Source organism: Halodesulfurarchaeum sp. HSR-GB (assembly GCF_031432215.1).
Lineage (GTDB): Archaea > Halobacteriota > Halobacteria > Halobacteriales > Halobacteriaceae > Halodesulfurarchaeum.
Genome location: NZ_JAVKGN010000002.1, coordinates 108511 through 132398, shown reverse-complemented (window position 1 = coordinate 132398; position 23888 = coordinate 108511). Strand labels below are relative to the sequence as shown.

General features: G+C 50.3%; 23 protein-coding genes and 2 pseudogenes. 20 read left to right on the top strand and 5 right to left on the bottom strand.

What is annotated here, in order from left to right; genetic code table 11:
* Positions 1–22: 22 nt before the first annotated feature.
* The 3 genes from RH831_RS11180 to RH831_RS11175 all read left to right on the top strand — a co-directional run bounded on the left by RH831_RS11180 (position 23) and on the right by RH831_RS11175 (position 2245).
* On the top strand, positions 23–931 hold the full coding sequence (locus tag RH831_RS11180) for a XamI family restriction endonuclease (RefSeq protein ID WP_310554284.1): 909 nt from the start codon (positions 23–25) through the stop codon (positions 929–931).
* Positions 932–1427: 496 nt separating this feature from the next.
* A complete protein-coding gene (locus RH831_RS11905) occupies positions 1428–1616 on the top strand; it encodes a hypothetical protein (protein ID WP_396275478.1) in 189 nt (62 codons plus the stop codon).
* A 140-nt stretch (positions 1617–1756) separates the two neighbouring features.
* Entirely contained in the window at positions 1757–2245 is a 489-nt protein-coding gene (locus tag RH831_RS11175; protein WP_310554283.1) for a hypothetical protein, read from the top strand.
* A 71-nt stretch (positions 2246–2316) separates the two neighbouring features.
* Here RH831_RS11175 and RH831_RS11170 read toward each other — a convergent pair whose 3' ends face one another.
* Positions 2317–2856 (bottom strand): GIY-YIG nuclease family protein, encoded by a 540-nt coding sequence (locus tag RH831_RS11170; RefSeq protein ID WP_310554282.1) that lies wholly within the window; start codon positions 2854–2856, stop codon positions 2317–2319.
* Positions 2857–2912: 56 nt separating this feature from the next.
* Positions 2913–3125, bottom strand: coding sequence for a helix-turn-helix transcriptional regulator (locus RH831_RS11165; RefSeq protein ID WP_310554281.1), 213 nt, complete (start codon positions 3123–3125; stop codon positions 2913–2915).
* Positions 3126–3529: 404 nt separating this feature from the next.
* Between RH831_RS11165 and RH831_RS11160 the strand changes: the two genes are divergently transcribed.
* Positions 3530–4537, top strand: coding sequence for an IS110 family transposase (locus tag RH831_RS11160; RefSeq protein WP_310554280.1), 1008 nt, complete (start codon positions 3530–3532; stop codon positions 4535–4537).
* Between the two features lie 218 nt (positions 4538–4755).
* On the opposite strand, the gene RH831_RS11155 is transcribed toward RH831_RS11160, so the two are convergent.
* Together RH831_RS11155 and RH831_RS11150 are read right to left on the bottom strand one after the other, a co-directional pair.
* On the bottom strand, positions 4756–5616 hold the full coding sequence (locus RH831_RS11155) for an IS5 family transposase (protein ID WP_310554279.1): 861 nt from the start codon (positions 5614–5616) through the stop codon (positions 4756–4758).
* Positions 5617–5809: 193 nt separating this feature from the next.
* On the bottom strand, positions 5810–6436 hold the full coding sequence (locus RH831_RS11150; RefSeq protein WP_310554278.1) for a hypothetical protein: 627 nt from the start codon (positions 6434–6436) through the stop codon (positions 5810–5812).
* Between the two features lie 297 nt (positions 6437–6733).
* On the opposite strand from RH831_RS11150, the gene RH831_RS11145 reads away from it, so the two are divergent.
* The 12 genes and pseudogenes from RH831_RS11145 to RH831_RS11900 all read left to right on the top strand — a co-directional run bounded on the left by RH831_RS11145 (position 6734) and on the right by RH831_RS11900 (position 17446).
* Positions 6734–7147, top strand: a complete 414-nt coding sequence (locus RH831_RS11145) for a type IV pilin (RefSeq protein ID WP_396275477.1) — start codon at positions 6734–6736, stop codon at positions 7145–7147.
* A 2-nt stretch (positions 7148–7149) separates the two neighbouring features.
* Positions 7150–7608 (top strand): type IV pilin N-terminal domain-containing protein, encoded by a 459-nt coding sequence (locus RH831_RS11140; protein WP_310554277.1) that lies wholly within the window; start codon positions 7150–7152, stop codon positions 7606–7608.
* Positions 7609–8220: 612 nt separating this feature from the next.
* Positions 8221–10467 (top strand): PAS domain-containing protein, encoded by a 2247-nt coding sequence (locus RH831_RS11135; RefSeq protein ID WP_310554276.1) that lies wholly within the window; start codon positions 8221–8223, stop codon positions 10465–10467.
* A 353-nt stretch (positions 10468–10820) separates the two neighbouring features.
* Positions 10821–11456: pseudogene (locus tag RH831_RS11130) on the top strand (IS110 family transposase); the annotation flags it as partial.
* A 295-nt stretch (positions 11457–11751) separates the two neighbouring features.
* A complete protein-coding gene (locus RH831_RS11125; protein WP_310554275.1) occupies positions 11752–12234 on the top strand; it encodes a type II toxin-antitoxin system death-on-curing family toxin in 483 nt (160 codons plus the stop codon).
* A gap of 25 nt (positions 12235–12259) precedes the next feature.
* Complete coding sequence (locus RH831_RS11120; RefSeq protein ID WP_310554274.1) at positions 12260–12400, top strand: hypothetical protein; 141 nt, start codon at positions 12260–12262, stop codon at positions 12398–12400.
* Between the two features lie 417 nt (positions 12401–12817).
* Positions 12818–14077, top strand: a complete 1260-nt coding sequence (locus tag RH831_RS11115; RefSeq protein WP_310554273.1) for an anion permease — start codon at positions 12818–12820, stop codon at positions 14075–14077.
* Positions 14078–14541: 464 nt separating this feature from the next.
* Positions 14542–14835 carry a FeoA family protein gene (locus RH831_RS11110; RefSeq protein ID WP_310554272.1) on the top strand — a complete coding sequence of 98 codons (294 nt, stop codon included), beginning with the start codon at positions 14542–14544 and terminating at the stop codon, positions 14833–14835.
* Positions 14813–15454, top strand: coding sequence for a FeoB small GTPase domain-containing protein (locus tag RH831_RS11105; RefSeq protein WP_310554271.1), 642 nt, complete (start codon positions 14813–14815; stop codon positions 15452–15454). The genes RH831_RS11110 and RH831_RS11105 overlap by 23 nt, the downstream gene beginning before the upstream one ends.
* On the top strand, positions 15451–16686 hold the full coding sequence (locus RH831_RS11100; protein WP_310554270.1) for a nucleoside recognition domain-containing protein: 1236 nt from the start codon (positions 15451–15453) through the stop codon (positions 16684–16686). The genes RH831_RS11105 and RH831_RS11100 overlap by 4 nt, the downstream gene beginning before the upstream one ends.
* A gap of 2 nt (positions 16687–16688) precedes the next feature.
* Complete coding sequence (locus RH831_RS11095; protein ID WP_071933115.1) at positions 16689–17144, top strand: hypothetical protein; 456 nt, start codon at positions 16689–16691, stop codon at positions 17142–17144.
* On the top strand, positions 17141–17446 hold the full coding sequence (locus RH831_RS11900) for a FeoC-like transcriptional regulator (protein WP_396275476.1): 306 nt from the start codon (positions 17141–17143) through the stop codon (positions 17444–17446). Before RH831_RS11095 ends, RH831_RS11900 begins: the two co-directional genes overlap by 4 nt.
* Positions 17447–17763: 317 nt before the next feature.
* On the opposite strand, the gene RH831_RS11090 is transcribed toward RH831_RS11900, so the two are convergent.
* Positions 17764–18090 (bottom strand): DUF6788 family protein, encoded by a 327-nt coding sequence (locus tag RH831_RS11090; protein ID WP_310554269.1) that lies wholly within the window; start codon positions 18088–18090, stop codon positions 17764–17766.
* Positions 18091–18243: 153 nt separating this feature from the next.
* On the opposite strand from RH831_RS11090, the gene RH831_RS11085 reads away from it, so the two are divergent.
* From RH831_RS11085 to RH831_RS11070, 4 genes and pseudogenes are all read left to right on the top strand, one after another.
* The gene (locus tag RH831_RS11085; protein WP_310554268.1) at positions 18244–18918 is read left to right on the top strand and encodes a helix-turn-helix domain-containing protein; all 675 of its coding nucleotides are present in this window, start codon (positions 18244–18246) and stop codon (positions 18916–18918) included.
* Positions 18919–19542: 624 nt separating this feature from the next.
* Positions 19543–20883: a transposase gene (locus RH831_RS11080; RefSeq protein WP_310554267.1), complete on the top strand. Its 1341-nt coding sequence runs from the start codon at positions 19543–19545 to the stop codon at positions 20881–20883.
* Positions 20884–20936: 53 nt separating this feature from the next.
* Positions 20937–21290, top strand: a pseudogene (locus RH831_RS11075) (hypothetical protein); the annotation flags it as partial.
* Positions 21291–21988: 698 nt separating this feature from the next.
* Positions 21989–23215: an orc1/cdc6 family replication initiation protein gene (locus RH831_RS11070; protein WP_310554266.1), complete on the top strand. Its 1227-nt coding sequence runs from the start codon at positions 21989–21991 to the stop codon at positions 23213–23215.
* Positions 23216–23888: the final 673 nt, after the last annotated feature.

The following is a 23888-nucleotide window of genomic DNA, read 5'->3' as shown; positions in this document are numbered from 1 at the left end:
AGTTTGGAGTTTTGGCGTTGATATGGATCTAGCCGATGATGAAACAATAGAAGATCTCGTCACGAAGAGTCAGCAACTCGAAGAAGAAATATTCCTGAACCAAATTCGTGAGTTCTACGACACCGAACTTGAAAGGCACAAGGAATTATATGACTTCGTAGCCGACCAAACCAACAACTTTCGAGACTTCGACGCCGAAATTATACGCAAAGAGCCACGTGTTGTGAAAATTCTACGCTATCTGGTCAAGCCTCCGATTAGCCAGATGAAGTTTGGGCAATTCAACGGCGTCGGATCAACGACTAACTACGAAGGCGAAGATCCATCGACACCTAACAAAGACATCGCACAGCAGATGGCCGACTTTATGCAGACAAATATGGATGAACGAAAGGTCCCTTGGATCTACCGCGATGTTGACGTGGATGACTGGATCGATTACTCGCGAGACTGGACCTGCGACATTATCGCTCAGAGCGAGGCTAAAACGCGATATAGAAACTGGCGAAAAGATATTCAGGAAGAAAAGGTCGCTGAGGCAATGAAAGAAGCAGGACTTCAGCGTGTTTCTCGAAGTAGTACCATTTCTGATATCGATGACATCCCCGCTAGTTCGTTCGTCAGCGAAACTAAAGTCGCTGGTCCGGGAGACGACCAAAAAGCCGACTTCGTAGCTCGACCAGCAAAAGAGGAAATGTTATTTCTTGAGGCGAAAGCAATAGGCGTCAAAATTGACTCCTACAAACGCATCAAAGAGATTCGTAATAAGGAATCTGACTGGAGATCTGGATTCCCGAACGCCCGGGTTGGTGCTGCGTTAGCTGGTTGGATTCCAGCTAGTCAGATAGAAACACTTCGCGGTGACGACATCGAGGTCTTCTGGGAACATCGACTCGGCTCTCTTCAGAATTACCTACAATCTTTTCAGTAATTATTCAGTACTTGGTTTCTTACCAGATAAGTTGATTCGTTCGAAATTTAATCCGACGAGGTCGGAAGCCGGTCCGGAAGCCCGAGAGAGCTGAGAAGCGGGCCGATCAGCGCATCCTGTGTATATGGTTCAGGTTGAAGATTATCTCGAGTGAAGGATTCCCAAGTTGGTAATCCCCCGCGTCTGCACGAAGCATTTCGTCTAATGTTTTATCATCAATTTGGCCCATAAATCGGTCAATGGAGGAATCTAAGACTGCGAGAATTTCGTCGATGTCATCTTCAGAGACATGGATATCGAATTCTGCAGAGACGAATTCGATTGCCTTGCGTGAGGTGCGCCAGTCATTGATTGCTAATTGTTTAGAATCGGGTATGAATGTACGGTACTATTGGTATCATGTTTAGATGAGATTTGATCCCGTATCTAAATGTGAAAGAAGGGAGATGGTCTATTTATGAGCCAGTTCGGGATCGGCGACCGGGTTCGGGTTGATATCCCTGATGAACGTGATCCTGACCACGATCGACTGCATGGAGAACATGGGGAAATCATCGCGATTATTAGAGATAGTGCTGGAGAAACCACAGGTGATGGACGGGATTCGAAAATTTATCGAGTCGAGTTAGATTCTGGTCAGGAAGTAGACTTGCGATGGAGGGATCTTCGTCCACCAATCGAATGAGAGAGTATTTGATCTCTTCTTATGATTGAAGTTCCGGGAATAATTGATAGGCGTTCAAACCTGTAAAATCAATACCCCAATTTGAAAACCCTGAAATATAGGTAATGACAGCACAAATATCTTGATACGGAATAATACATATGAACAAAAAGAACCCTCAGTTCGGGCATGATCCTACAGATTCTCGGAATATCGATTCAGGGGCGCTGAACTCATTTGAAGAAGCAAAACAATCTGTGGAAAACGGAGAAGGCGAAGGACTTGGTTTTGTCGTGAATCGTCATGACCCGTTCCTAGTCGTTGAGGTCCATAAAGCCCTGGATGGCGATGATATAGTGGATCCGGTGGAGAATATTCTGAATGCACTTGGTTTCACATATATGGAGAAAACAGAAGGAGATGCTGTACGATGCTTCTACAAGGGAAAACTACCAGATCAGTTGCATGGAGGCGACCCAATTATTGTGACTATAGGAGGTGAAACAGAAAATTATGCTTTTAGATTCTATGATAGTGGTTGGACTCCGGTATCAGATCAGAAGATCACTGGAACGCCTGAAGACTTACAAGAAGTTGATGAAGACGCTCTTGCGCGTTTTCTAATCAAAACGGGCCATCTTGAAGGCTGATTGCATCACAATTTAGGCAGGTTTCAGACAGAATGGGCTCTTAGGGCGGCATCGAAATTCGAAAACTGATGTCATCCTGGTTGAGCTATGAAATCCTTCGGGAATTCCTCGCGAAGGAGTTTGGCCGTGAGGATCTCTGCCTTTTCGGCACGATGGTAGGAGGAATACCATTCGACGTCGAGGATCCTGATCGGAGGGAAAACGGTTGTGAAGTGCGCTGCTTCGCCTCGAGCGTCGTTGAAGTGCTGATCCATACGTCGAAGCAAGTTCGCCGTGACACCGACGTAGAGGAGTCTGTCGGCGCCGTCGACTTTCCCACGCCATTGCTTTTTGGGCTTGCCGAGATCGACGGCTGCCGTCTGTTGATGGTTTTTCGTATGGATGCACTCGAGGACGTAGACTGCGTTCGTCCTGGAGCTCCCCGTTGTAAACTCGAAAAGATTCGCAACGATCGTTTGGATCGAGGTGTCGCGCTGGAAAGGAAGCGGATCTGAGGTTTCTTGCCAGTTGTCAGCTGGAATATTGGGAATGACGTTCTCACGGATCCGGGACTTGAGTGTGTTACGTCGACGAACAGGTGTTACAGGCGTCCCGTTGACCGTGTATTCCATTTCCTGTGTCAATTATTGGCTATCTTAATATATGAATATATCGACTAAGTGGGGTTTCAGAGATATTCGTTTTCCCATTCCCGTCTGGCTTCGATTTCTCGACGTCCTCGCCGGGTTAATTCGTAAGAGTTCGTCCGTTTGTCGATCGTCCCTTTGTCGACGAGCCCCTTTGTAACGAGTGTGTCAAGGTTGGGATAGAGTCGTCCGTGATGGATCTCACCTTCGTAGACTTTCTCTAATTCATCCTTGATCTCGAGGCCTCGTGGCATATCTAATCCCGATATCGTGTACAGTAGGTCCCGCTGAAACCCTGTCAGGTCTTACATACATCTCTGATTGAGTAGGTGTTACAAAAAATATTCGTCACTGGAAAAGAAGATTCAGAAGCTTTGTTGAAATCCTCAGTAGTTGATAGATGTCTCGTGCTGAATAGAAGGCGCGAATTCACCAAAACGGCCTTGATGGAATGAAAGACTGCAAATCCCCGGCGCGTGGAGGAACGAACGGGGTGGCAAAGGCCGATGTCTAAACGGCGCACTACAGCGCGTGGCCTTGATTGGCCGTGGTGCCAAGGAAGCTCCATCGTGGGAAAGCGACCGTCCCCTGGAAGGACCCGGTCGCTCAGCCCGAATAGGTGTGGCTCCCTCCACGCACTTCCACTCCAGAGGCAGCCATGTACTACCTGGGTATCGATGTCCATAAACGTGACTCGCAGATCGCTGTCTTGGATGAGAGCGGCGAGTTAGTCGCGGAACAGCGGCTTGAAAACGACCAGTTCGACGACTTAGCCGAGGCCTACGCCGGGTCGAAAGCAGCCTTTGAAGCCACGGGTAATTACTACTCAATCTACGACACACTCAGCGAGCAGTTGGATGTTCACGTAGCTGATCCCCGCCAAACGAAGGCGATTGGGACTGCCGAGGTGAAAAACGACCGGCTGGACGCGAAACTTCTCGCCCAACTCTGCCGAGCCGGAATGGTGGCAGAAAGCTACGTCCCGCCAAAGGATATTCGTGAACTCCGTTCGCTCGCTCGTGGCCGTAAACGGCTTGTCGAGAAACGGACCGACTTCAAGAACGAAGTCCACTCACTTCTCGACAAATACGGTATCAAGTACGACTGGGACCCTTTCAGTGTCAAAGGGCGAGAAAAACTCCAATCTGACAATCTTGATCTCTCGCCGGTTGGCCGAACACTTCTGGATTCGTTCTTGGCAGTGATCGAAACACTCTCCGAACAGATCAAGGAGTTAGAGTCGATCATCGAAGAGACCGCTGTCTCGCTCGAAGAGACACAACGCTTGATGACGATTCCAGGTGTGAGTTTCTACTCATCAGTCTTGATCGTGGGAGAAATTGGTGAGATTGATCGTTTCGACCGGTCGGCCGAACTCGTGAGCTATGCAGGGTTAGATCCGGTTGTGAGGGAATCAGGAGACAGTCGAACCGAAGGCGGGATTTCGAAGGAAGGGAGCAAGCCACTGCGCTGGATCCTCGTCCAGTGTGCAAATGTCGCAGTGAATCAGGTGAATGATCCGTATCTTGGTCGATTCTATGCCCGCTTGAAGCGGAAGAAGAACCATCAGGTCGCGATTGTCGCTACTGCTCGTAAACTACTCGTTTCGATATACCACATGCTCGACCGAAAGGAGGTGTACGACCCACCTGGCGTGACCGCCTGAGGTGACCGTCTCAAAGAACCCGATGGAAGGCGTTTCGTGAGCAACAGCTCCGGCAAAGATATCCCTCCGCCTGTCGGCTTCTCAAGTAGCAGAATCCACCGCATTCTGTTGACTTCCCGTATTGATGACCCAGTGATTTTCGCTCCACCCGAAGAATTAACCTCAATGGGTTGGTCTGTCGAAATAGCAGCCTTTCATAGGTGTTTAGACGACTGATTTCACCGGTTAGAACCCTCAATGGTACGTTCGATGTTTCGGACCGCACATTTCATGACAAGTTCGCGGAATTGGCCGAACCAAGTTCTCGACCACAACGTATCACCGTACCGACGACGTAAACCGAAAAACACCGATTCAGCGTTTGAACGAAGATGATACTCGCGATCCTCAATCAACAGATTTTGTGCATATCCCATCAGATCTTTCACTCGTGTCGGAATTAGCGGTTTGATACCTTCTGCTCGAAGCCTCGTCCGTAAAACATCCCAGTCATATCCTTTATCAGCTGCGACAGCACTCAGATCGTCCAAATTCCGCACAAGAACTTGTAAACCAACCTGCGTATCGTGCGGTTGTTTCATTGAACAATGTATATCTAGGATTGCACTTGTCTTGCAATCGATAAGTACGGAAGTTTTGACTGCTTCAAATGTGTAATCGGTTCGTTTCGCGTAATGTTGACTAGCTTGGATCCGATCAACACCCGTTGCGTCGATAGCCTGGACCTCTCCAAGATCGTACGGCTTGATTGAATAATCGAGAATCGCTCTCCAGCGTTTCATCGGAATGTCTTGTTTTCTAGTACAAACTGTTGAAAAATGGGGAACGGTTTCAGGCGTTAAACCGAGCATATTCGTTATTCTCGGCATCTCCCTGAGAACATCCATCAGTTTCCTGTATTGATGGCCTAGATACTCCTTCAAGCCCTGAATGGCGAGAATTACCCAGTCAGCGTAGCCATATTTTCCCGGTCGATAAGCTGGATCTGGCTGACCAACGACGGATTTTTGTGCAAGCGATACTACCTTCTTTGTGAAGCGAGCGGTCTTTGTTAGCACACCAAAGCCGTCTCGCTTCACTTCCTAGTAAATTTGGTATTTCTCCGGAGCTACTAGAATCCTGATAACAGTAGTACAGCCTCTAGTCTGCTCGAATTTGATCGTCTAAACAAGGCCCACCAAAACCATTTCGAAAATCGAGGTATATCATCGCACGTTCCCAAATTACGGTTGCAATACAATTTCCGAAACCATCAAGCCGAGAATACCAATTTCACAAATCGGATTTTGTATAAGGTAGTTGAGTTTCGACTATTGATTTGGCTTCATTTGAGAAAATTATATTTTTCCCCGATCGGGTTATCGATTTGGAGTTCAAAACAGAACGAAATAACATAATCAATTCATCTAAATACTCATCATTACGCTTTTCGCGCATTTTCAAAATATTTTGAGAACGGCCTTTAGTTCCTCTGTTGTTAATATACACACCCGCAAATTTTTTAATAATAGGTTTCGGTGCTTGATGAAGATAAGATGGTAGAGATAGGGTTTGCTGTGCTTTCTCACCTGTGGGTACTCCCAATATGTGTAGGACACGGCCTAAAACGGCACCGTTCTCAGAGGGCACAGCCTCATCAGCTCTTTTCATTGGTCGGTCCGATATCTGATATTCATTACTTATCTCGGAGAAGAAATCGGAAAGCAGATCAGCGTCTTCTGCTCGGCCGACGGCAAAATGTGGTTCGAAATTTCTTGCTATAGAACCGCCACTTAGTATCCACGCCACCAAATTGTTGAGTCCCTGTTCAAAAACGGGTGAGTCATAGGTGAGCGAAAGCCAGCCTCTGGAATCCGCTGCCTGAATCCCATGGACTGCATCAGGCGCTCCACCCTCCATCCATGTGCGGACTCGGCCCCGAGGGCACTGATAGTCAAACTCGTCAGCTAATTTTCGGGCAATAGCCGTACTCCCCAGGTTCGGGTTTGCTGCGGTGAGTTCAAGATGCCTATTGTATTGCTTTACTACCGTCCATGGTCTTTCATGGGCTTCATAGGTACGGGCGAATTCCTTCGGGGTCGCAAGTTGAACAGGGTTTTTCAAATTCATATATTACATGCCATGTTGGATGTTCCCGTACGTCTGACGTACATTTATAACTCTGCATCCGTTAATAATCGTTAAGGTCAAAGTGGGATGGAAGTCGTCCACACAAAGTCCGTCGAAACACAAAACATGAAACTTCCAGATTCACTACAAAGCGAACGAGGTGTATCACCAGTCATAGGGGTCATACTGATGGTTGCAATTACTGTCATTTTGGCCGCCGTGATCGGCTCCTTCGTGCTTGGAATTGGTGGGGATATTGAACAGGCACCGCAGGCTAGTTTGACTATTGATAGCACCGATTCAGGTCTTGAACTCGTGCATCAGGGGGGAGATTCCATTGCTTATGATAACATTAAAAATGCGGATGCCATTTTCGTCACTAGCCACTCGGGTGAAAGTTTAGATCCTGGCGGTTCTTGGGATTTAACTACTCCTGTAGATGACCCGTTAAAAATAGTTCATAATCCGTCTGATAAAATAATCGCCGAACTGGAGGTCTAACAATGATCGAATCCATAAAACAACAACTCGATGATCGGGGCGTATCGCCTGTCATAGGGGTCATACTGATGGTTGCAATTACTGTCATTTTGGCCGCCGTGATCGGCTCCTTCGTGCTTGGAATTGGTGGGGATATTGAACAGGCACCGCAGGCTAGTTTAGAGGTCAGTGATGCTCCCGCTGAGGATCCAACAAGTGATACGGCTACTAACGTGATTGTCATCTCCCACAACGGAGGCGATGATATCCCGTCAGGGGCTGAGGTCATTTTAGACGGAACCAATGAGTATAACTATACTACCAGTTCTATTTCCGCGGGACAAACTGTCCCAATCAATAACGAAGAATTAAAACAAAGTGATGGGAATTGGTTCTCGAACACTGGTCCACTGGGGGATTACACGGTCCGGATTGTCCTTGATGACCAGGTGATATTAACTTCGGAAGTCGAAATAGAATAATTGGGCCGTTTCTACTATATCATTTTGACTTAGTTTGAATTATTGCTGTAACTATACATGACCCTGTATTCTTTTTGATGGCTGTCACTTCTCAACGAAGGTAATTGGTAGAAAGACTGAATGTACCCATTGCTCCATCAGGATAAAGAGACCCCTCCCATCCGAACAGAGGAAGTGCTGAAATAGTTAGCCTCTTCTCTTTTTGAGACAACCGGGTTCATACAGGGTTAGTTTATTGCCTGGTGGGTTTGCGTGGAAGATTACGGCCCTGCAATCCCCCTGAAAGAGAGCGAGGACGTATGGGAATCTGGATTTTCAGGAAGCGAAGAAGGGACCGGACTCGGATTATCCATCGAAAACAGATCATGGAAGCCCACGATTGGGATATTCGTCTTACCGAAGGTTCCGAGAGTGAGGCACGCTTCGAGATTACTGGCGTTGAGTTCACTGCTGAATAGAGGGTCTCTATTTTGCAGTCCGTTTTCGTTACTATCTGAATAGGTACAATCGATTAGTGGTGAATAGACGGCGCGAATTCAGCAAAAGAAACCACTCAAGACCGGCACTGTTTAAGACTCGGTCTCGTAACAAATAAATATGAGAGGGGGGTTGATGAGCACCACGACTGAGAAAATCCACGTTCTTCATGTCGATGATGAGCTGAATTTGACTGAGCTTGTGGCCGACTTTTTGGAACGAGAAGACGACCGGATTTCTGTCCAGACCGCGACCAGTGCCAGCGCTGGTCTCGAATCACTCTCTGACACGGACGTTGACTGCATTATTTCTGACTATGATATGCCTGGCCAGAGTGGGATTGAGTTTCTCGAAACCGTTCGCGAAGATCGGCCAGATCTCCCGTTTATTCTCTATACAGGGAAGGGTTCCGAAGAGGTTGCCAGTGACGCGATCAGTTCAGGCGTGACTGATTACCTCCAAAAAGAGAGTGGGACTGAACAGTACGGCATCCTGGCAAACCGTGTGGTGAACGCTGTCGAAAGGTACCGGGCAACTCAGCACATTGAACGCCAGAACGACCTGTTCAGAAAGGCCCAGGATATCGCCACAGTTGGTGCCTGGGAGTACGATATCGAGACCGAGACATTCTATAATTCTGAGGAAGTGCTGAAAATCCATGGTCTCTCTCCAGAGGAGAACATGAGTGCGGCGAAATCATTCGAATATTATCACCCAGAAGATCGGCCAACTATCCGTACTGCGTTCCAAAAAGCAATAGAGGAGGGGAAGGGTTACGATTTAGAGTTGCGAGTGGTTGACGAAGTTAGAGCTAAAAGGTGGGTCCGGACTCGTGGCGAACCGCAATATATGAATGGCGAGATCGTTAGAATACGGGGAACGATTCAGGATATTACCGAGCGAAAGGAACAGGAAAAGGAACTAAAGAAACTCAAAGAACGATACGAGTCATTATTTGAAGAAAATCCGCTGGTGATCTGGGAAGAAGATTTGTCGACTACGAAGCAACGTTTAGACGAGCTAAGCGCAGAAACCGATTCAGTCGAGCAATACCTTCGGGAGAATCCATCTATACTCAAAGATTTGTTGAGAACCGCTGAAATTATTGGTGTGAATCAAACAGCTGTAGATTACTTTGCGGCCAACTCGAAAGAAGAACTGATGGCGAATTTTGAGGAAACATTAACCGAGACTGCATACGAGATCATCGCCGCGGAATTCGCCGCTATAGCCAACGGTGAGACACGGTTTCGCGCAGAAACGGTGTCCAAGACATTGCAAGGCGATCGACGAGATGAACTTCTCAATGTCTATGTTCCCGAATCCGCGAACGATGATTACTCACGTGTCTTCGTGACGACTACGGATATCGGTGAGCGAAAGGAACGAGAGCAGGAACTGCAGAATCGCACGGAACAGATACAGAATGTCATCGACAGCGTTGAGGGGGCGATGTGGATTCGAAATGAAGATGGCGAGTATATGTATATGAATCAATACCATCGAGACCTGTTCGACATTCCTGACGATGTCAAGGTCGCCGGGAAGCGGTTCGCAGATTTGCTTCCGGCAGAAGTGGCTGGAAAATTTCAAGAAAATGATCAACGAGTCTATGAAACGGAGGAACCGGTCGAGATCGAAGAAACCGTCGAGACGGACGACGGCCCGATACACTTCCTCACCCGCATCGTCCCGCTGTTTGAAAATGGCTCCGTATACGCCACCTGTGGTATCGCCACCGACGTCACCGAGCAGAAAAATCGCGAGCGGCAACTAGAAAAATTCGCCAATATTGTTTCCCATGACCTTCGGAATCCGCTTAACGTCGCTAGCGGCCGCCTGGATCTCGCTGCTGAGGACTGTGACAGCGAACACCTCGACGCCATCGAACGTGCCCACGACCGGATGGCGATGTTGATTGAGGATCTCCTCACACTGGCCCGCGAGGGAGAAGTTATCGCTGACACTAACCCAGTTGACCTTGATTCAGTGGTGGAAGGCTGCTGGGCAAACGTCGAGACGGCTGGCAACACGCTGGTCGCCGATATTGAGCGAACCGTGCAGGCTGATGAAAGCCGCTTGGAACAGGTCTTCGAAAACTTGATTCGAAACGCGATAGATCACGGTGGCGAGGACGTTACTGTGACAGTCGGAGCGTTGGCGGAAGGTTTCTACGTCGAAGATGATGGCCCTGGTATCCCTCCGGAAGCATGGGAGGACATATTCGAAACCGGTTACTCGACGACCGAAGACGGCACTGGCTTCGGATTAAGTATTGTAAAACAAATCGTTGATGCACACGACTGGAACCTCCATGTGACGGAAGGAGCCGATGGCGGCGCACGATTCGAGATTACTGATGTCGAGTTTGCTGCTGAATAGAAGGTCTCTATCTTGCAGTCCGTTTTGGTTATTATCTAAAAAGATACAATGGGCTTTTGCTGACTCGATGGGAAAATCTGCTCCCGTAGCTGGGTGAAAGGCCAAGCATGGGGCACAAGAGACCGAGTTCTATTCAGCGGCTTAGACCGCGCGCTGCTGACTGGTCCATTGCTGAGAATCCCGCCGTCTGAATATATGGGAGGTTTTGTCATAATTCCTCTGGTCACCGTATGCGTTTTTCCAATGGTGTCACTAATCCTTAGCAAGCAGCCGACTCCGGCTACTCTCTCGCCGCCCTTGCGGAAAGGCGTGAACCGCTACAGCTGTCGCTCGTGTGATTGCGACCCGCTGCTCGGATCAGCCTGCTCCAGGAACGAACCAAGTACGCCAACAAGATCCACTCGTTGCTTCTGGACAACGGCATCACCCAGGAGGTGAAGCCGCTGACCCAACAGGGCCGTGAGTACCTCGAAGGGCTGTCACTCCCTGAACCGTGGGACGAGTTATTGTCGTCGTATCTGTCGGTCATCGAGACACTCACCGAGGAGATCGACGATCTCGACAAACGAATCGAGGAACGAGCGGAAGGACTTCGAGCGACGCGGCTCCTCATGACGATTCCTGGTGTGAGCCACTACACGTCGCTGGTGATCTATGCGGAACTCGGAGACATTGACCGATCTGACAAAGCCAAGGAGGTAGTGCGGTATGTGGGGCTGAACCCGGTAGTCCGGGAGTCAGGCGATTCCCAGTTTGAGGGTGGCATCTCGAAGAAAGGGCCAGGAAAAGTCAGATGGCTGCTCGTGCAGGCCGTCCATAGTGCGGTCCACACGGTCGAAGACCCGTATCTGAGCCGGTTCTATCACCGAATCGAACGGCGAAAGAACAGCCAGACTGCCGCGGTAGCGACTGCCCGGAAGCTGCTGGTGTCGATCTATCACATGTTGGATCGGGGAGAGGTGTACAACCCACCAGGCGTCTCGGCATAGCGGTATCTGAGCGGTTGCAGAGCGGCCGGTTGGAGGGAGCGGGAGCAATAGCTCTGGAATTCACGAAGCCGCCACTGGTCAGTCGTAGGCTAACAAATCAAACCGCCCTCTAGTGATTGGCACATTTGTTTGACGAATTATCGAGTTGGGCGAAAGAATCTTGCAACCGGGCTGGATAATTCTACATAGCAGATTTTCCCATACGTGAATTGAAGGCGCGAATGCAGCAGCGAGTATTGGAGCAGACCCGCGGAGTATGGAAAAGATTACACCCGTTTCGAATGACGCTTTGGTAATGACTGACTTCTGGTATCCGTCAGTCGAGGATGTCCTCAACATCCATGCGGAGATCGTCTCGGAGTACACCGAGACAAACCCGGGGGTACAGCGGCGTGGGGATATCGAGTTTGCACTCCAATACATCGAGGAGGGGAGTTTCGACACAACACCTGAGACAATTCACGTGAAAGCGTACCATCTTCTCCGCCTCCTCGTGGCGAACCACCCATTCGTTGATGCCAACAAGCGTACCGCACTCAACACCACTGCCGCATTCTACTTCTTGAACGGATACCGCTTCACGTACGACGACGAGATTCGGACCATCCTCAAGCAGTTCGGCACCGATCAGAGAACTGTCGAACAAGACACCGTCATCCAGTATCTGAAATCCCACACTGAATCGATCGACCTGCCCGGGGCAATAGAGACCTGGCGAGCGGACCTCATCCAGTATGGACTTGACGAACTAACCAACCGGGAGGACCCAAATGATTAACCACATTCACGACCAATCAAGAGATATGGCGACGGAGGAAGGAACGGAACCGACATCCCCACTGGACGAGGTTATGGCGGACATCCGCCAGGAACTCGTCCGCCGGGTCGCTGCCGCAGACCGCGATGCCAACCGCGACATCTACGACGCCCTCGAAACAGAATAACGATCCCCTCGAACTGTTTTCCATCAGAATTCGGACGCCCACAGAATCTCACTCTGTACACATCTACTCTTGTGGTAGCTATCGAAGAGTTCCTCGGTGGACTGCTGAATGTATGGTTTAAAGGCGCAAGAAAAAGGGATTCTTAGGGATTTGATACCGACTTTCTGGCGGTACAGGCCCTCTTACCAGCAATTGTTTTCGTTTACTATCTGAATAGGTACAAACAAAGCTTGCTGAATAGATAGCGCATATCGGTCACTGATCTTTGAGCAACCCGTGTGAAGACGAATCGGTAGAGATCAGTGGGACTTCAGTTGTCAAGTGCGAAATTTTCGTGTTAGTGCGTCTATCGCTCGTAGCCAATAGTTCAGCAGCGAAACGTCACTATTTTTTCGCGTGCGAACTGAGCACACGGACGTGGCAGAATTACTAATTCTCGTGGGATTGCTGGTGGCGGTGTTCGTCGGGTACAATATCGGGGGGTCATCAACCGCTGTTGCCTTCGGTCCGGCAGTCGGTAGCCGGGCCGTCAGAAAAGTCACCGCCGGAGCCCTGTTTACCGTATTCGCGTTCCTCGGAGCGTGGACGATTGGGCGGAAGGTCATCACGACGATGAGTACCGAAATCGTCGATGCAACCGCCTTTACCCCCGAAGCGAGCGTTGGCGTCCTCTTTTTTACCGGTCTCGCACTCCTGATCTCGAACGTCTACGGTGTTCCGGCGTCAACCTCGATGACAGCCGTCGCAGCAATCGTCGGACTCGGATTAGCAACGGCGACGCTCAACACTGCCCTGATGTTTACCATCCTGTCGGCATGGATCGTCTCCCCACTGATCGCTGTCTTCACAGGTGTGTTTATCGGCAGATATCTGTACCCGCACCTCGACGCCATATTCGAATTTGGTCGCCTCACGAACCCGTTGATCGCAATCGATACCCAGGGGAGCCTCCCACGGCTATCGATCAACGATAACGTGGCACCTCGGGATCTGTTCGGGTCGGCGCTTGTAGTGGCAATTGCCTGCTATATGGGGTTCAGCGCCGGAGCCTCGAACGCGGCGAACGCAGTCGCCCCGCTTGTCGGCAACGGTTCCATTGACTCCAGCCCGGCGATTCTCCTTGCAGTCGGGGCCATCAGTGTGGGCGGCTTCACAATTGCGCGGCGGACGCTGGCAACCGTTGGCAACGATATTACGGAGATGCCGATTCTGGCAGCGCTCATTGTTTCGACCGTGGGTGCGACGATTATCACCGTCCTCTCGTGGCTCGGAATTCCAGCCAGTCTCGCCGTAAGCACGACCAGTTGTATCATTGGGCTCGGGTGGGGCCGTGCAAGCCGAGCGCGGACGCTCGCAGAATTAGTCACACAGTCCCCTGCCGATGAATCCGCTCCAAAGTTCACGACTGGTGCCCTGAAACTTCACCCAGTTGAAGGTAAAAAGGAGGTCGCTGCGGGCCCGACTGTGGGCGAACTCGCTGAAGGCGAGACTCCTGACCCGGACAGGCAGCACGCATCCGGGGATAGAGTGTCTAATATCGGCGAAAAAGACCCGGAAAAACTATCCGCCGAAGGCCTGTTCCACCAAGAGGCGGCAGCTCGCGTCGTGACACTCTGGGTGATCACGCCGGTGATGTCGCTCGTGGGGTCCTATGCTTTGTTTTCATTCCTTGGCTAAGAGAAGACCTCGTCTGTCCATCGGTCTCAGTCGTCGTCAGCGACACGTCCATATACAAGAAACCTGTGCGAGTGGTGAGGGTGGCGTCTTTGATATCAAAACCGCTGTGCTGACTTGATCCTCTAAATTCATCAGTCAACTCAAAATCCCATCCAGGTTCTAACAATAAGCTCGTGCTGAACTCAAGGCGCGAATTCAGCAGCGAATGATTGTAAAAATTAACACTTAATTGTTGGACACATCACCCAATATATCAAATAAGAATGAGCACAAATTGTGAAATTTAATACTGAATTAAGAAAAATCGGTTTCTCGGATTTTCGACTCCTCTGAGTATTTTCCGGGATTTGCATGGCACTATCTTGGGAGATCCATGAGAACAATTTCCAATTAATGGGAATACACATCTGGGTTTATCATGCCCTCTCCAAAACATTAGGCCTGCCTAAGTTAGGTGAGACTAAATGAATCGGAAAAACATAACAGGCAAGGAAAACGGCGAAACTCGACGAAGAAAGCGGAAGCGGAAGCGACGCCGCCTCAATGAATTGGGTAGGAAAAAGCGAGGCAGAATCAAAGACATCGATGACGCTCTTCGGGAAGAACTCGGAGAGATGGGGATCCGATCGGGCAAAGAGCTTGTCGTTCAATCAAAACAGCCGTTCAATGGGCCGATCACCATAACGATCGGTCACAGTACGACATCGTTGAGTCAGGATCACGCCCGCCGCATCTATGTCGCTACAGATGATGAGTGATAGGCCGTCAATATTACTCGTTGGTCATCCGAACGTCGGCAAAAGCGCTCTATTCAACCAATTAACTGGGTCCGGAAATATCGACTCCAACGTAGGGTCAAATAAATGGTCGCAACAGGGATTCTGGCCAAATTTTGGTGAATCGAATGTCACTGAATCGAATTATCCCGGAACGACGGTCGATTACACCCACGGTGAGCTTCAATATCAGGGCGAGTCGATCGACGTTATTGACGTTCCAGGAACGTTCTCCCTCTCACCCAAGAACGCCTCCGAAGAGGTGGCTGTCGAGATTTTGGAGGAGCACTCGGACGCCGTTGTTGTTTGTGTCCTCGACGCGACTCGGATCGAACGGGGACTCAATTTGCTCCTCGAAATTATCGATGACGGGTACGACGTCACCGTCGCAGCAAATATGATCGACGAGGCTCGCAAACAGAACATCCAGATTGACGTCGCGCACCTTGAACACATCTTGGATGTGCCAGTTGTGCCTACAGTCGCAACAACTGGTGAAGGACTCAAAGACCTCGTTGAAAGTATTGAAGCGGCCCATTCCCCCTCGCTAACAGCAATACAAGAACGCACGGAGGGCACAAAGGAGGCGATTGAAGGATGAGTTCAGGTCTTGGGTCGGCCGAACGGTGGGAGCTCGTCGATCAAATCGTTTCGAACACGGTAGAGTACAGAGAACAGAGAGACTCGTTCACGGACATTATGGGCGATTTGCTTGTCGACCCGTGGTTTGGAATTCCATTTGCGGTCACGGTACTGTACGGGGCCTGGGCCTTTTTCGGTGCTGTTGCGGGATTCTTTACCGACGGCTACTTCGTCCCCCTGTTCGATGAGTACTGGTTACCCTGGCTTCAGAGTGTCTTCCCCTGGGAAGGCAGTTGGGTATACTTCATACTCATTGGTGATCCAGCAGCTCAGCGAGCCGTCGTTTCCTGGGGGATGCTCACCAGCGGACTTTTCGTCGCAATTGGCGTCGTTTTGCCAGCGATCTTCGCTCTTTACCTCGTCCTCGTCATCTTAGAGGACTCCGGCTATATGTCTCGTCTCGCCGTTTTGCTGGACACAGTGTTCGAGAAAATTGGATTACAGGGTTACTCGGTCATCCCCATGGTCCTCTCGTTTGGGTGTAACGTTCCGGGGGTTGCAGCGACTCGGAATCTCGAGTCCAAAAAACAGCGCTTCATGATGATGACACTGCTCTCGGTGTTCATCCCATGTGGCGCACAACTCGGTATCATGCTCTCACTCATTCCGCAATACACCGGCTACATTCTTCTTTACCTGCTCATTGGATTTTTCACCGTCGGAGCCGTGCTTGACAAACTCCTCCCGGGCAAGACACCCAAGCTGATTACGGACGTCCCTCCAATGAGGAAACCCACTATTGGGAATGTGTCGACAAAACTGTGGCTTCGAATGCGGGGCTTTTTCGTCTCGGCTATTCCGTTCGTGTTGCTGGGCGTCGGTTTGATTAACGTCCTCTGGATGGGTGGCGCGATCGACTGGCTGTCAACGACGCTCGAGCCGTTGCTGACGGGGTGGTTTGGGGTGCCAAAGGAGACCGTGCCGGGACTTGTTGCAGGGTTCATACGCAAAGACCTGGCCGTGGCGCAATTGACCGGGGTCGGACTGTCACCCTTCCAGACAGTCATGTCAGTCGTCATGATTAGCATCTACTTCCCATGTGCCGCAACCTTTGCGATGTTGATTAAAGAGGGCAAATCGAGCTTCGGAATCGTCAAAACCCTGGTTGGAGCCGTTGCAATCCTCGGAGTCACGTTGTTCCTCTGGGGTGGACTGCTTCGACTGATTGGGATGATCATGGGGGTGGCTTAAAAATGCCATCCTGGGATGAGATTTACTTCGGGGCATTAGGGATTATCTCGGTGTTGATCGGTAGCCTCCAGTTGTTGGCCGGCGTTTCCGGGAATTCCGTTTCGATTTCCGTCTTGAGTGTTAGCGGAACGTACCTGCTCTGGCGTGGCGTCATCGTCGCATCGGCCGGGGCGTTTTTCCTTTACGGTTCAACGCATGGCCTCGGATCTCGCCGAAATCAGGTGGTAACAGTGCTTGCGGGGACGATGCTCTGGATCGTTGCCGTAACTGATCTTCTCGGTCGGTTCCTTGGAGCGATTCCAGGTGGCCACGATGTTTGGGTTGCAGAATTGGATCAGATCGCCCTCGCATTTGCCCCGCCGTATAGCCCCTCGATCATCTTCGGACTGTTCGCACTTGTCGTGGTTAAATATCGCATGCAAGCGTTTGAACCTACTGCAGCAGGTGAGGGGAAATGAGCGTTTACGAGGAGGTACTCGGATTCGTTAACCGCGGCATCGAGATTAGAGACATCGCCGAGCAGTTAGCAATGCGGCCAGACGCTGTGAAGGCAATTATCGAATCACAGGTTCGTGCAGGTCACCTACAAGATCTCGATTGTGCCGGTTCTGCGTGTGATACTTGTCCGATGTCCAAGGGCTGCCCGGTTCCACAAGATGGGCCGTCGCAGTATGTAATCACTATAGATGGGAAGAAACTGCTTCAAGCGAGTGGTAATGACGGGGAACCCGCACCATATCCGGTGACTCCGTCAATTTAGCTCTTGTAGCCATTCATCTACCGCCGACCGAACGCCGGCCTCGGTCCATACCAACCAACGGGAGTTTTGCTATGGCAGGAAAGACTACCCGAACCTTTCGATCCTGGCCAATAATCGGTGACAGAGCAAACGCAATTTTGGCAATCGGTAGTTCGTTCTCAAAACGTCGAATCGCTCATTATTCAGTTTTCGACAGTAATTACATGATGACGGAAGTTCTGCCCGAGTTTACTCCATACCGGTTTGCTGAACCTAAGGTCTATATTCAGCACGGCCACTGAAATATATCATTTGCAAAGGATTTCAACAGAGCCGATTCAAGGCTTTCCTACGTATTCAGATCGTGTTTTGCCGTTCTCTTTCCAATATCTGTAGAGATACGGGCCATGCTGTTCCCCGTCTGCACAATGACAGGATTCGTCGCCGCATTTCACTTTTTCCTTGACAACCGATCCTTTCCCCTTAGAGTCAGTCTCTACGACTTCTGCGGTATCAGGCAGTTCGGTTTCCTTGATTGGTTCATTCCTGGCCTCGAGGAGGTCTTCGATGTACGCTTGGGTGTCGCGAAGCGTCGAGTCGTCTTGCTTGGGTAGCCCTTCGGCCAGATATTTCGGCAGAGAGGCGGGCGCTGACGGGTGTTCCATAGCCTTATGTAACCGACAGAGGGGTATATTGGTTTTGGAGTTACATAAGGGTCGGCAGAACGGGGCGGCTTTTTCCTCCCCAAACGGATAAAATCGCCTAAGACCCATTCGAGTTAGACTTTTAACTGTTACCGGATTATTGGTAATTATAAGATGTATGAAGTTCTCAACGATACGGCGGCACAGGTCATCCTCGCTATCGAGAGGGGTGACTCCATCCGTCGAGTCGCCCACCACCTCCACACACCCTACGAGACGGTAAGACAGGCCGTCAACCGCCTCGAAGACGCTGGATACGTTCACTATGATGACGGGCTCTCTGTCATCGACGACCGCGTAAGAGATGCAGCTCGCGAGCTCGTCGCTGCCAGCGCCAGCGTTAGTCCACCAACCATTGAGGAGGCTTACGTCCTTCCACAGTTCGGTGACTGGCCATTCGCATTCACCCGCATCGACGCTGTCTACGTGTGGACACAGGGGGGCTACCAAGTCGGTCGCGACCCCACCGACTATCCGCTGTTCCTGGCCGTTCGTGAGCAGGACGTCGACACTTGGGAGGCGTTTTTCGAGTCGTTTGAACTTCCTACTGGATTCGAGCGGCAGCCCCAAGACGAACTCGGAGGTCCGTTGCAGATTGTCATCGATCCACAACCATCACTTGAAATCGAGCACGTCGAAGGCTATCCGGTGATCCCGAGATCGGAAACGATTGAATATATGCGCGAAAACTACGCCCAATTCCAATCGGCGCTCGCGATGCTCGACCGGATGTACGACGACCTGGAACTCGATGTCACTTACCAGGAGACGGAACGGGCACAAACATGAGTTTCCACAACCGAAGTGACGCGCTCATCGAATTGCTCGAGGAACTCACTCAAGAGAGGCACGAGTACGTCCTTGTCGGCGGCTACCTTTCAACAGAGAGAGTCCCGCCGTTCACGGCCTTGACGAGACGCTTCGCGTCTCGTTCGCACACCAGAAATCTACGATTTCTGGGGACGGGCGTGAATCGCGTAAACTCGGTTACAGTACCGCCACGTTACTGCTGGTCTTGAGTCTCCAACGCTTCAAGACCGGCTTCTAACACCTCGCCATAGGCTTCCGAAAGGTCCACATCGTTCGCTTCTGCGTAGTCTTTGAGCCGTCCGTGCAAGCCGTACGAAATGTCGATTGCTGGCCTCATTGGTATTTCCCGTATTTCTCGTAAGAGTTCTCGGCGTGGTGGGGATTCTCATCTTCACACTTCGGGCAGACGAACAGGTAACTTTCCGGTTCCGTGCCGTGCTTTTCTTTGAAGCGTTCGTGGGCCTCCTCTTGGTCCTCAAACAATCCAATCATTCAACTGTCATCCAGTCGTCGTTGGTCTGCCCACAGATGTAGCAGGTTAGTGGCGTTTCAGTCGCCATGTCTCATAAGACTTATTTGACGTGGAGACGTAAAAATTGTGGCATGAAGCGTACCAACACGTTCGCCGTGCGACCGCTCTCTGACGATGGAGAGCAACTGCTCCGGGACCTGTTGGACGCTTCCGCCGCTCTCTGGAACGAAGTCAACTATCAGCGCCTCATGCGGTACAACGACGAGGACGGCTTCGAGGGCGAGGACGTGTGGGATGCTAATACCGGCGCTCTCGATGGCAAATATAAAGGAGTTCTCGGCGCGTCCACCGCCCAACAGGTCATTCGCAAAAACAGCGAAGCCTGGCGGGCGTTCTTCCGGTTGAAAGACCAGTACCACGACCCCGAAAATACGTCGGTCACGGAACACCCGGAGCCGCCGGGATTCCGTGGCAACGAAGACGATGGCCGCGTTCTCAAAGGCGTCATCCGAAAAGACGCATACACCGTCGAATGGGGCGAGTGGTCCCGACTTGAGATACTGGTCGGGAGCGATTTGAAAGACCGATACGACCACACCGGGCGTCTCCGGCTGGAGATCGCTGGCGACCCGAATTGGCCCGACTACGAGAAACAGGGCCGATTGGACCTGTGGTACGACGAGACAGACAGCACCTTCAGAGCTTCGCAACCCGTGACTGTTTCTGATGCACGGGACACTCCACTGGCCGACGAGAAGGCCGCTCTGGATATTGGTGCGAACAATCTCGTCGCCTGTACCACGACGACCGGCGAGCAATACCTGTACGAGGGCCGCGAGTTGTTCCAGCGGTTCCGCGAGACGACGCGAGAAATCGCCCGGTTACAGTCGAAACTCGAAGAAGGCCGATACAGTAGCGAGCGTATCCGGCGGCTGTACCGCAAGCGAACCCGTCGCCGCGACCACGCCCAAGAAGCATTGTGCCGTGACATGATGGAACAACTGTACGCCGAGGGCGTGGACACGGTGTATATCGGTGGGTTGACCGACGTACTCGAAACGCACTGGTCGGTCGAAACCAACGCCAAGACCCACAACTTCTGGGCGTTCAAGCAATTCACCGAACGACTGGCGTGTACCGCCGAGGAATACGGTATTTCGGTGGAAGTCCGGTCGGAAGCGTGGACCAGCCAAGAGTGCCCGCAATGCGGTTCGACAGACCGAACGATACGGCATCAGGACACGCTCACTTGTCCCTGTGGCTTCGAGGGCCACGCTGACCTCACGGCGTCAGAAACGTTCCTGAGACGGCACACAGAGAACCCAGTCAGGCCGATGGCACGGCCCGTGCGGTTCGAGTGGGACGACCACGAATGGTCGGAGTCACCACACTCTCACGAAAGTCCCAAAGAACAGCGCACAGACCCGAGTACTGTCCACCGTGACGGGAATGTTGCCTCCGGCGAGTCTTAGACTGGGTGTGACTCCCACGGAGGAAACCCCGTCGTTCACGACGGGGAGGATGTCATTTGTACGAGAACAGTCACCAACAAAAAATCAGCGGTGGAACGGTAACGACCACGGCGAGAGTTATCGACGGTGCGGTCCTCGTAGCGGCAAAGCTCCACAGCGGTCGCGAAACAGACCTTCGAGACGTCCTGGCGGTTGCAGAAGAAACCGACCTCGAAGCTGTCACACCCCACCTGCGACGAGGGGATAAGGCTGCACTGCGAGCACAACTCGAACGTGGATTAGAGATATTGGAAAGTGAGGAACTCAAGCACGGGTATCGGAGTGATTTCGGGGCGTCAGCTGTTTCAACGGAGACAGTCACAGCCCTCCAAGAGTATCTATCTACACAAGTTGACCTACTGGATTGATTTAACTCTCACAGGCTAAGTCCCCGTCCTCAAGTAGCGAACGGAGTCAGCCGTGACCGAGTAGGGTGGGGTAGTTCACTTTGCCTACACCCACCTCTGAACCGGTTCGGTTTTTGGTGGTTTTTGAAGAGTTTTAGTATTCTCGAGGAACGTAGCCATCCAAGGTTTGAATCTGTAGACGAGATAGGCTGAGTATCACATTTGCTCTAAGGCGGTTCAAATATGTTGACAGACACCCCACGTTTCCGTCGTTAAAGAAAAACAATCTGTGATCATGCAAAGTGGTTTTTTACCATTAGGTGTAACTTACCCATAACTTTAAGGTGGCTACACGAGAATCGCTCATTAAGCTAACTTCGTTTCATTGACGAAACGAAGAATTTCGTTTCGTCCGTTGAAATACAGGACCGTGGTTCAAACTTAATCTGCCTAAGATTCTGCAATACAACCTGTAATAAGACAGTTTTTAAATTTTGACCTTCGCTTCTACTGTATCTTAGCTAACGACGGAAACCTGGGGTGGGTGAGTATTAACTAAACAAGCGTTAACGTCGGAAACAGGGTTAACATATCAAACACCCGAGTTAGCCGTTATAAACTCTCTATTCCTTGAAATCGGCTAGTTTACGACGGAAACCTGGGGTGGGTTAACCCTATACTTTTATAGGAATTCGGCTTCCAACCCTAGAAATATCATAATGACCTCCGATCAAAACACCGTTAGCGATTCTTTGTTTAATTCAGAGGATCCGATTTTTCGGAACAAGGATCTTCTAAAGATTGGGCACGTTCCCAAAGCCGATCGTATTGTGGGGCGAGATACTGAGATATCTAAATTGGCTACCCGATTAAATGGTGCTGTCCATGGATATTCACCTGATAATGTTGTTATCTATGGAAAAACCGGGACTGGAAAATCCCTTGTATCTAAACACGTTTCTTCTCGAGCTCGAAACGCAGCTGAAGATGGGGTTGAGGTAGGAACCGCGTATATCGATTGTGCCGAAGACAAAACGGAGACCCAGGTTATTTCTTCGCTTTCAGAATCTCTGAATGATGAGAATCAAACAGGAATAGAAGTTCCGTATACTGGGTTAAGCACATCGAAATATTACAAATTGCTTTGGGATATTATGGATTCACAATATAATTCTACAATCATAATTCTTGACGAGATCGATATGATGCAAGATGATAATGTGTTAATGAAATTGTCTCGAGCGGAAGAAGCGGGGAAGATCGATACTAGCATTGGTGTTGTTGCTATCAGCAACAAAATTCAATATGTAGAAAATCTCAACGAGCGGGTAAAGAGTAGTTTCCAACACAAGGAGCTATTTTTCAAACCATATGATGCCAATCAACTTCGTGAGATTATGTACAATCGAGAGGATGCGTTCCATGATGGAGTTTTAACTGAGGATGTTATTCCTCTCGCAGCTGCATTAAGCGCCCAGGAACATGGTGATGCCCGGAAAGCAATTGACATATTGCGTCATGCGGGTGAGGTTGCCTATGAGGAAGAATCAAATAAGGTCCTCGAGGAGCATGTTCGGCAGGCCAAGCAACATGCTGAAAAAGGGCGATTTCGAGAATTGATTGATGGGGCTCCGACTCAAGCTAAAGCGTCGTTGCTGGCATTGACAGAGCTTGATATAAATTCCAATAAAGATGCGTTCATGACTAGCGAAGTGTATTCACAGTATGAAGCAATTTGCAAAGAATTAGACATTGACAAACTTTCTGTTCGTCGAGTAAGAGACATCCTCAAAGAACAGGCTTTCTTGGATATTCTTGAGATAGAACGGGTGAACATGGGCAAAAAAGGCGGTATCCATTTACAAAATCGTTTGATTGAAGATTCAGAAGTTGTTCGAGAAACCATTCTCGAAGACACTCGGATGGATCGTTGGATAGACGGTTAACGACGGAAACCTGGGGTGTTCCCCAAACGAGATTTACGACGGAAACCTGGGGTGTGCTGTTTTGACTACAATTTCAGGTGAAGAATTTGGCAAAAGGAAAATACACGATTAACGACGGAAATCCGGGGTGTTACCTTCCGGCGAAATTTACGACGGAAACCCGGGGTGGTTTGGCTTCCTCCCTGCGCTAAAGCGCGAGGATTCCTCCGTGGGCAATCCAACCAGGAAACGACGGAAACGTGGGGTGTTACTTCCCGGCGGAATTTACGACGGAAACGTGGGGTGGAATGGGGTGGTTGGCTCGTATTTTCAGGAAACCGAGTCTACTAAATCAAAAATAACCGATTTACGACGGAAACGTAGGGTCCCCCACCCCAATTAGGGGGCTCAATGGAGAGTATTCATCACTGAAATAGGGTCAAGGTGTGGACTCGAGCATAGTGTTTTCGAGCGTTCCCATAAAATTTGTATACAACTCGCGGTTCTGCTATCCGTAACGCACTTTGATTGCTTTGATCTAGGAATTTGCGCTCACTTGCTCGACCCGATTGACTCGGTGACCGTTTGAGTCGATGACGATGATTGTGCTTTCCGATTTGATGAAGTGGTGGTCGAATCCTTCCCGTCTGTGCCTATGAATATCCGGTTCTTGGACGTCACGGATTTGTACTGG

Excerpts from the sequence above, each read along its gene's own strand:
- RH831_RS11180 (WP_310554284.1), top strand. The coding sequence starts at position 23 with ATGGATCTAGCCGATGATGAAACAATAGAAGATCTCGTCACGAAGAGT.
- RH831_RS11175 (WP_310554283.1), top strand. The coding sequence starts at position 1,757 with ATGAACAAAAAGAACCCTCAGTTCGGGCATGATCCTACAGATTCTCGG.
- RH831_RS11170 (WP_310554282.1), bottom strand. The coding sequence starts at position 2,856 with ATGGAATACACGGTCAACGGGACGCCTGTAACACCTGTTCGTCGACGT.
- RH831_RS11165 (WP_310554281.1), bottom strand. The coding sequence starts at position 3,125 with ATGCCACGAGGCCTCGAGATCAAGGATGAATTAGAGAAAGTCTACGAA.
- RH831_RS11160 (WP_310554280.1), top strand. The coding sequence starts at position 3,530 with ATGTACTACCTGGGTATCGATGTCCATAAACGTGACTCGCAGATCGCT.
- RH831_RS11150 (WP_310554278.1), bottom strand. The coding sequence starts at position 6,436 with ATGGAGGGTGGAGCGCCTGATGCAGTCCATGGGATTCAGGCAGCGGAT.
- RH831_RS11145 (WP_396275477.1), top strand. The coding sequence starts at position 6,734 with ATGGAAGTCGTCCACACAAAGTCCGTCGAAACACAAAACATGAAACTT.
- RH831_RS11140 (WP_310554277.1), top strand. The coding sequence starts at position 7,150 with ATGATCGAATCCATAAAACAACAACTCGATGATCGGGGCGTATCGCCT.
- RH831_RS11135 (WP_310554276.1), top strand. The coding sequence starts at position 8,221 with ATGAGCACCACGACTGAGAAAATCCACGTTCTTCATGTCGATGATGAG.
- RH831_RS11125 (WP_310554275.1), top strand. The coding sequence starts at position 11,752 with ATGACTGACTTCTGGTATCCGTCAGTCGAGGATGTCCTCAACATCCAT.
- RH831_RS11120 (WP_310554274.1), top strand. The coding sequence starts at position 12,260 with ATGGCGACGGAGGAAGGAACGGAACCGACATCCCCACTGGACGAGGTT.
- RH831_RS11110 (WP_310554272.1), top strand. The coding sequence starts at position 14,542 with ATGAATCGGAAAAACATAACAGGCAAGGAAAACGGCGAAACTCGACGA.
- RH831_RS11105 (WP_310554271.1), top strand. The coding sequence starts at position 14,813 with ATGTCGCTACAGATGATGAGTGATAGGCCGTCAATATTACTCGTTGGT.
- RH831_RS11100 (WP_310554270.1), top strand. The coding sequence starts at position 15,451 with ATGAGTTCAGGTCTTGGGTCGGCCGAACGGTGGGAGCTCGTCGATCAA.
- RH831_RS11095 (WP_071933115.1), top strand. The coding sequence starts at position 16,689 with ATGCCATCCTGGGATGAGATTTACTTCGGGGCATTAGGGATTATCTCG.
- RH831_RS11900 (WP_396275476.1), top strand. The coding sequence starts at position 17,141 with ATGAGCGTTTACGAGGAGGTACTCGGATTCGTTAACCGCGGCATCGAG.
- RH831_RS11090 (WP_310554269.1), bottom strand. The coding sequence starts at position 18,090 with ATGGAACACCCGTCAGCGCCCGCCTCTCTGCCGAAATATCTGGCCGAA.
- RH831_RS11085 (WP_310554268.1), top strand. The coding sequence starts at position 18,244 with ATGTATGAAGTTCTCAACGATACGGCGGCACAGGTCATCCTCGCTATC.
- RH831_RS11080 (WP_310554267.1), top strand. The coding sequence starts at position 19,543 with ATGAAGCGTACCAACACGTTCGCCGTGCGACCGCTCTCTGACGATGGA.
- RH831_RS11070 (WP_310554266.1), top strand. The coding sequence starts at position 21,989 with ATGACCTCCGATCAAAACACCGTTAGCGATTCTTTGTTTAATTCAGAG.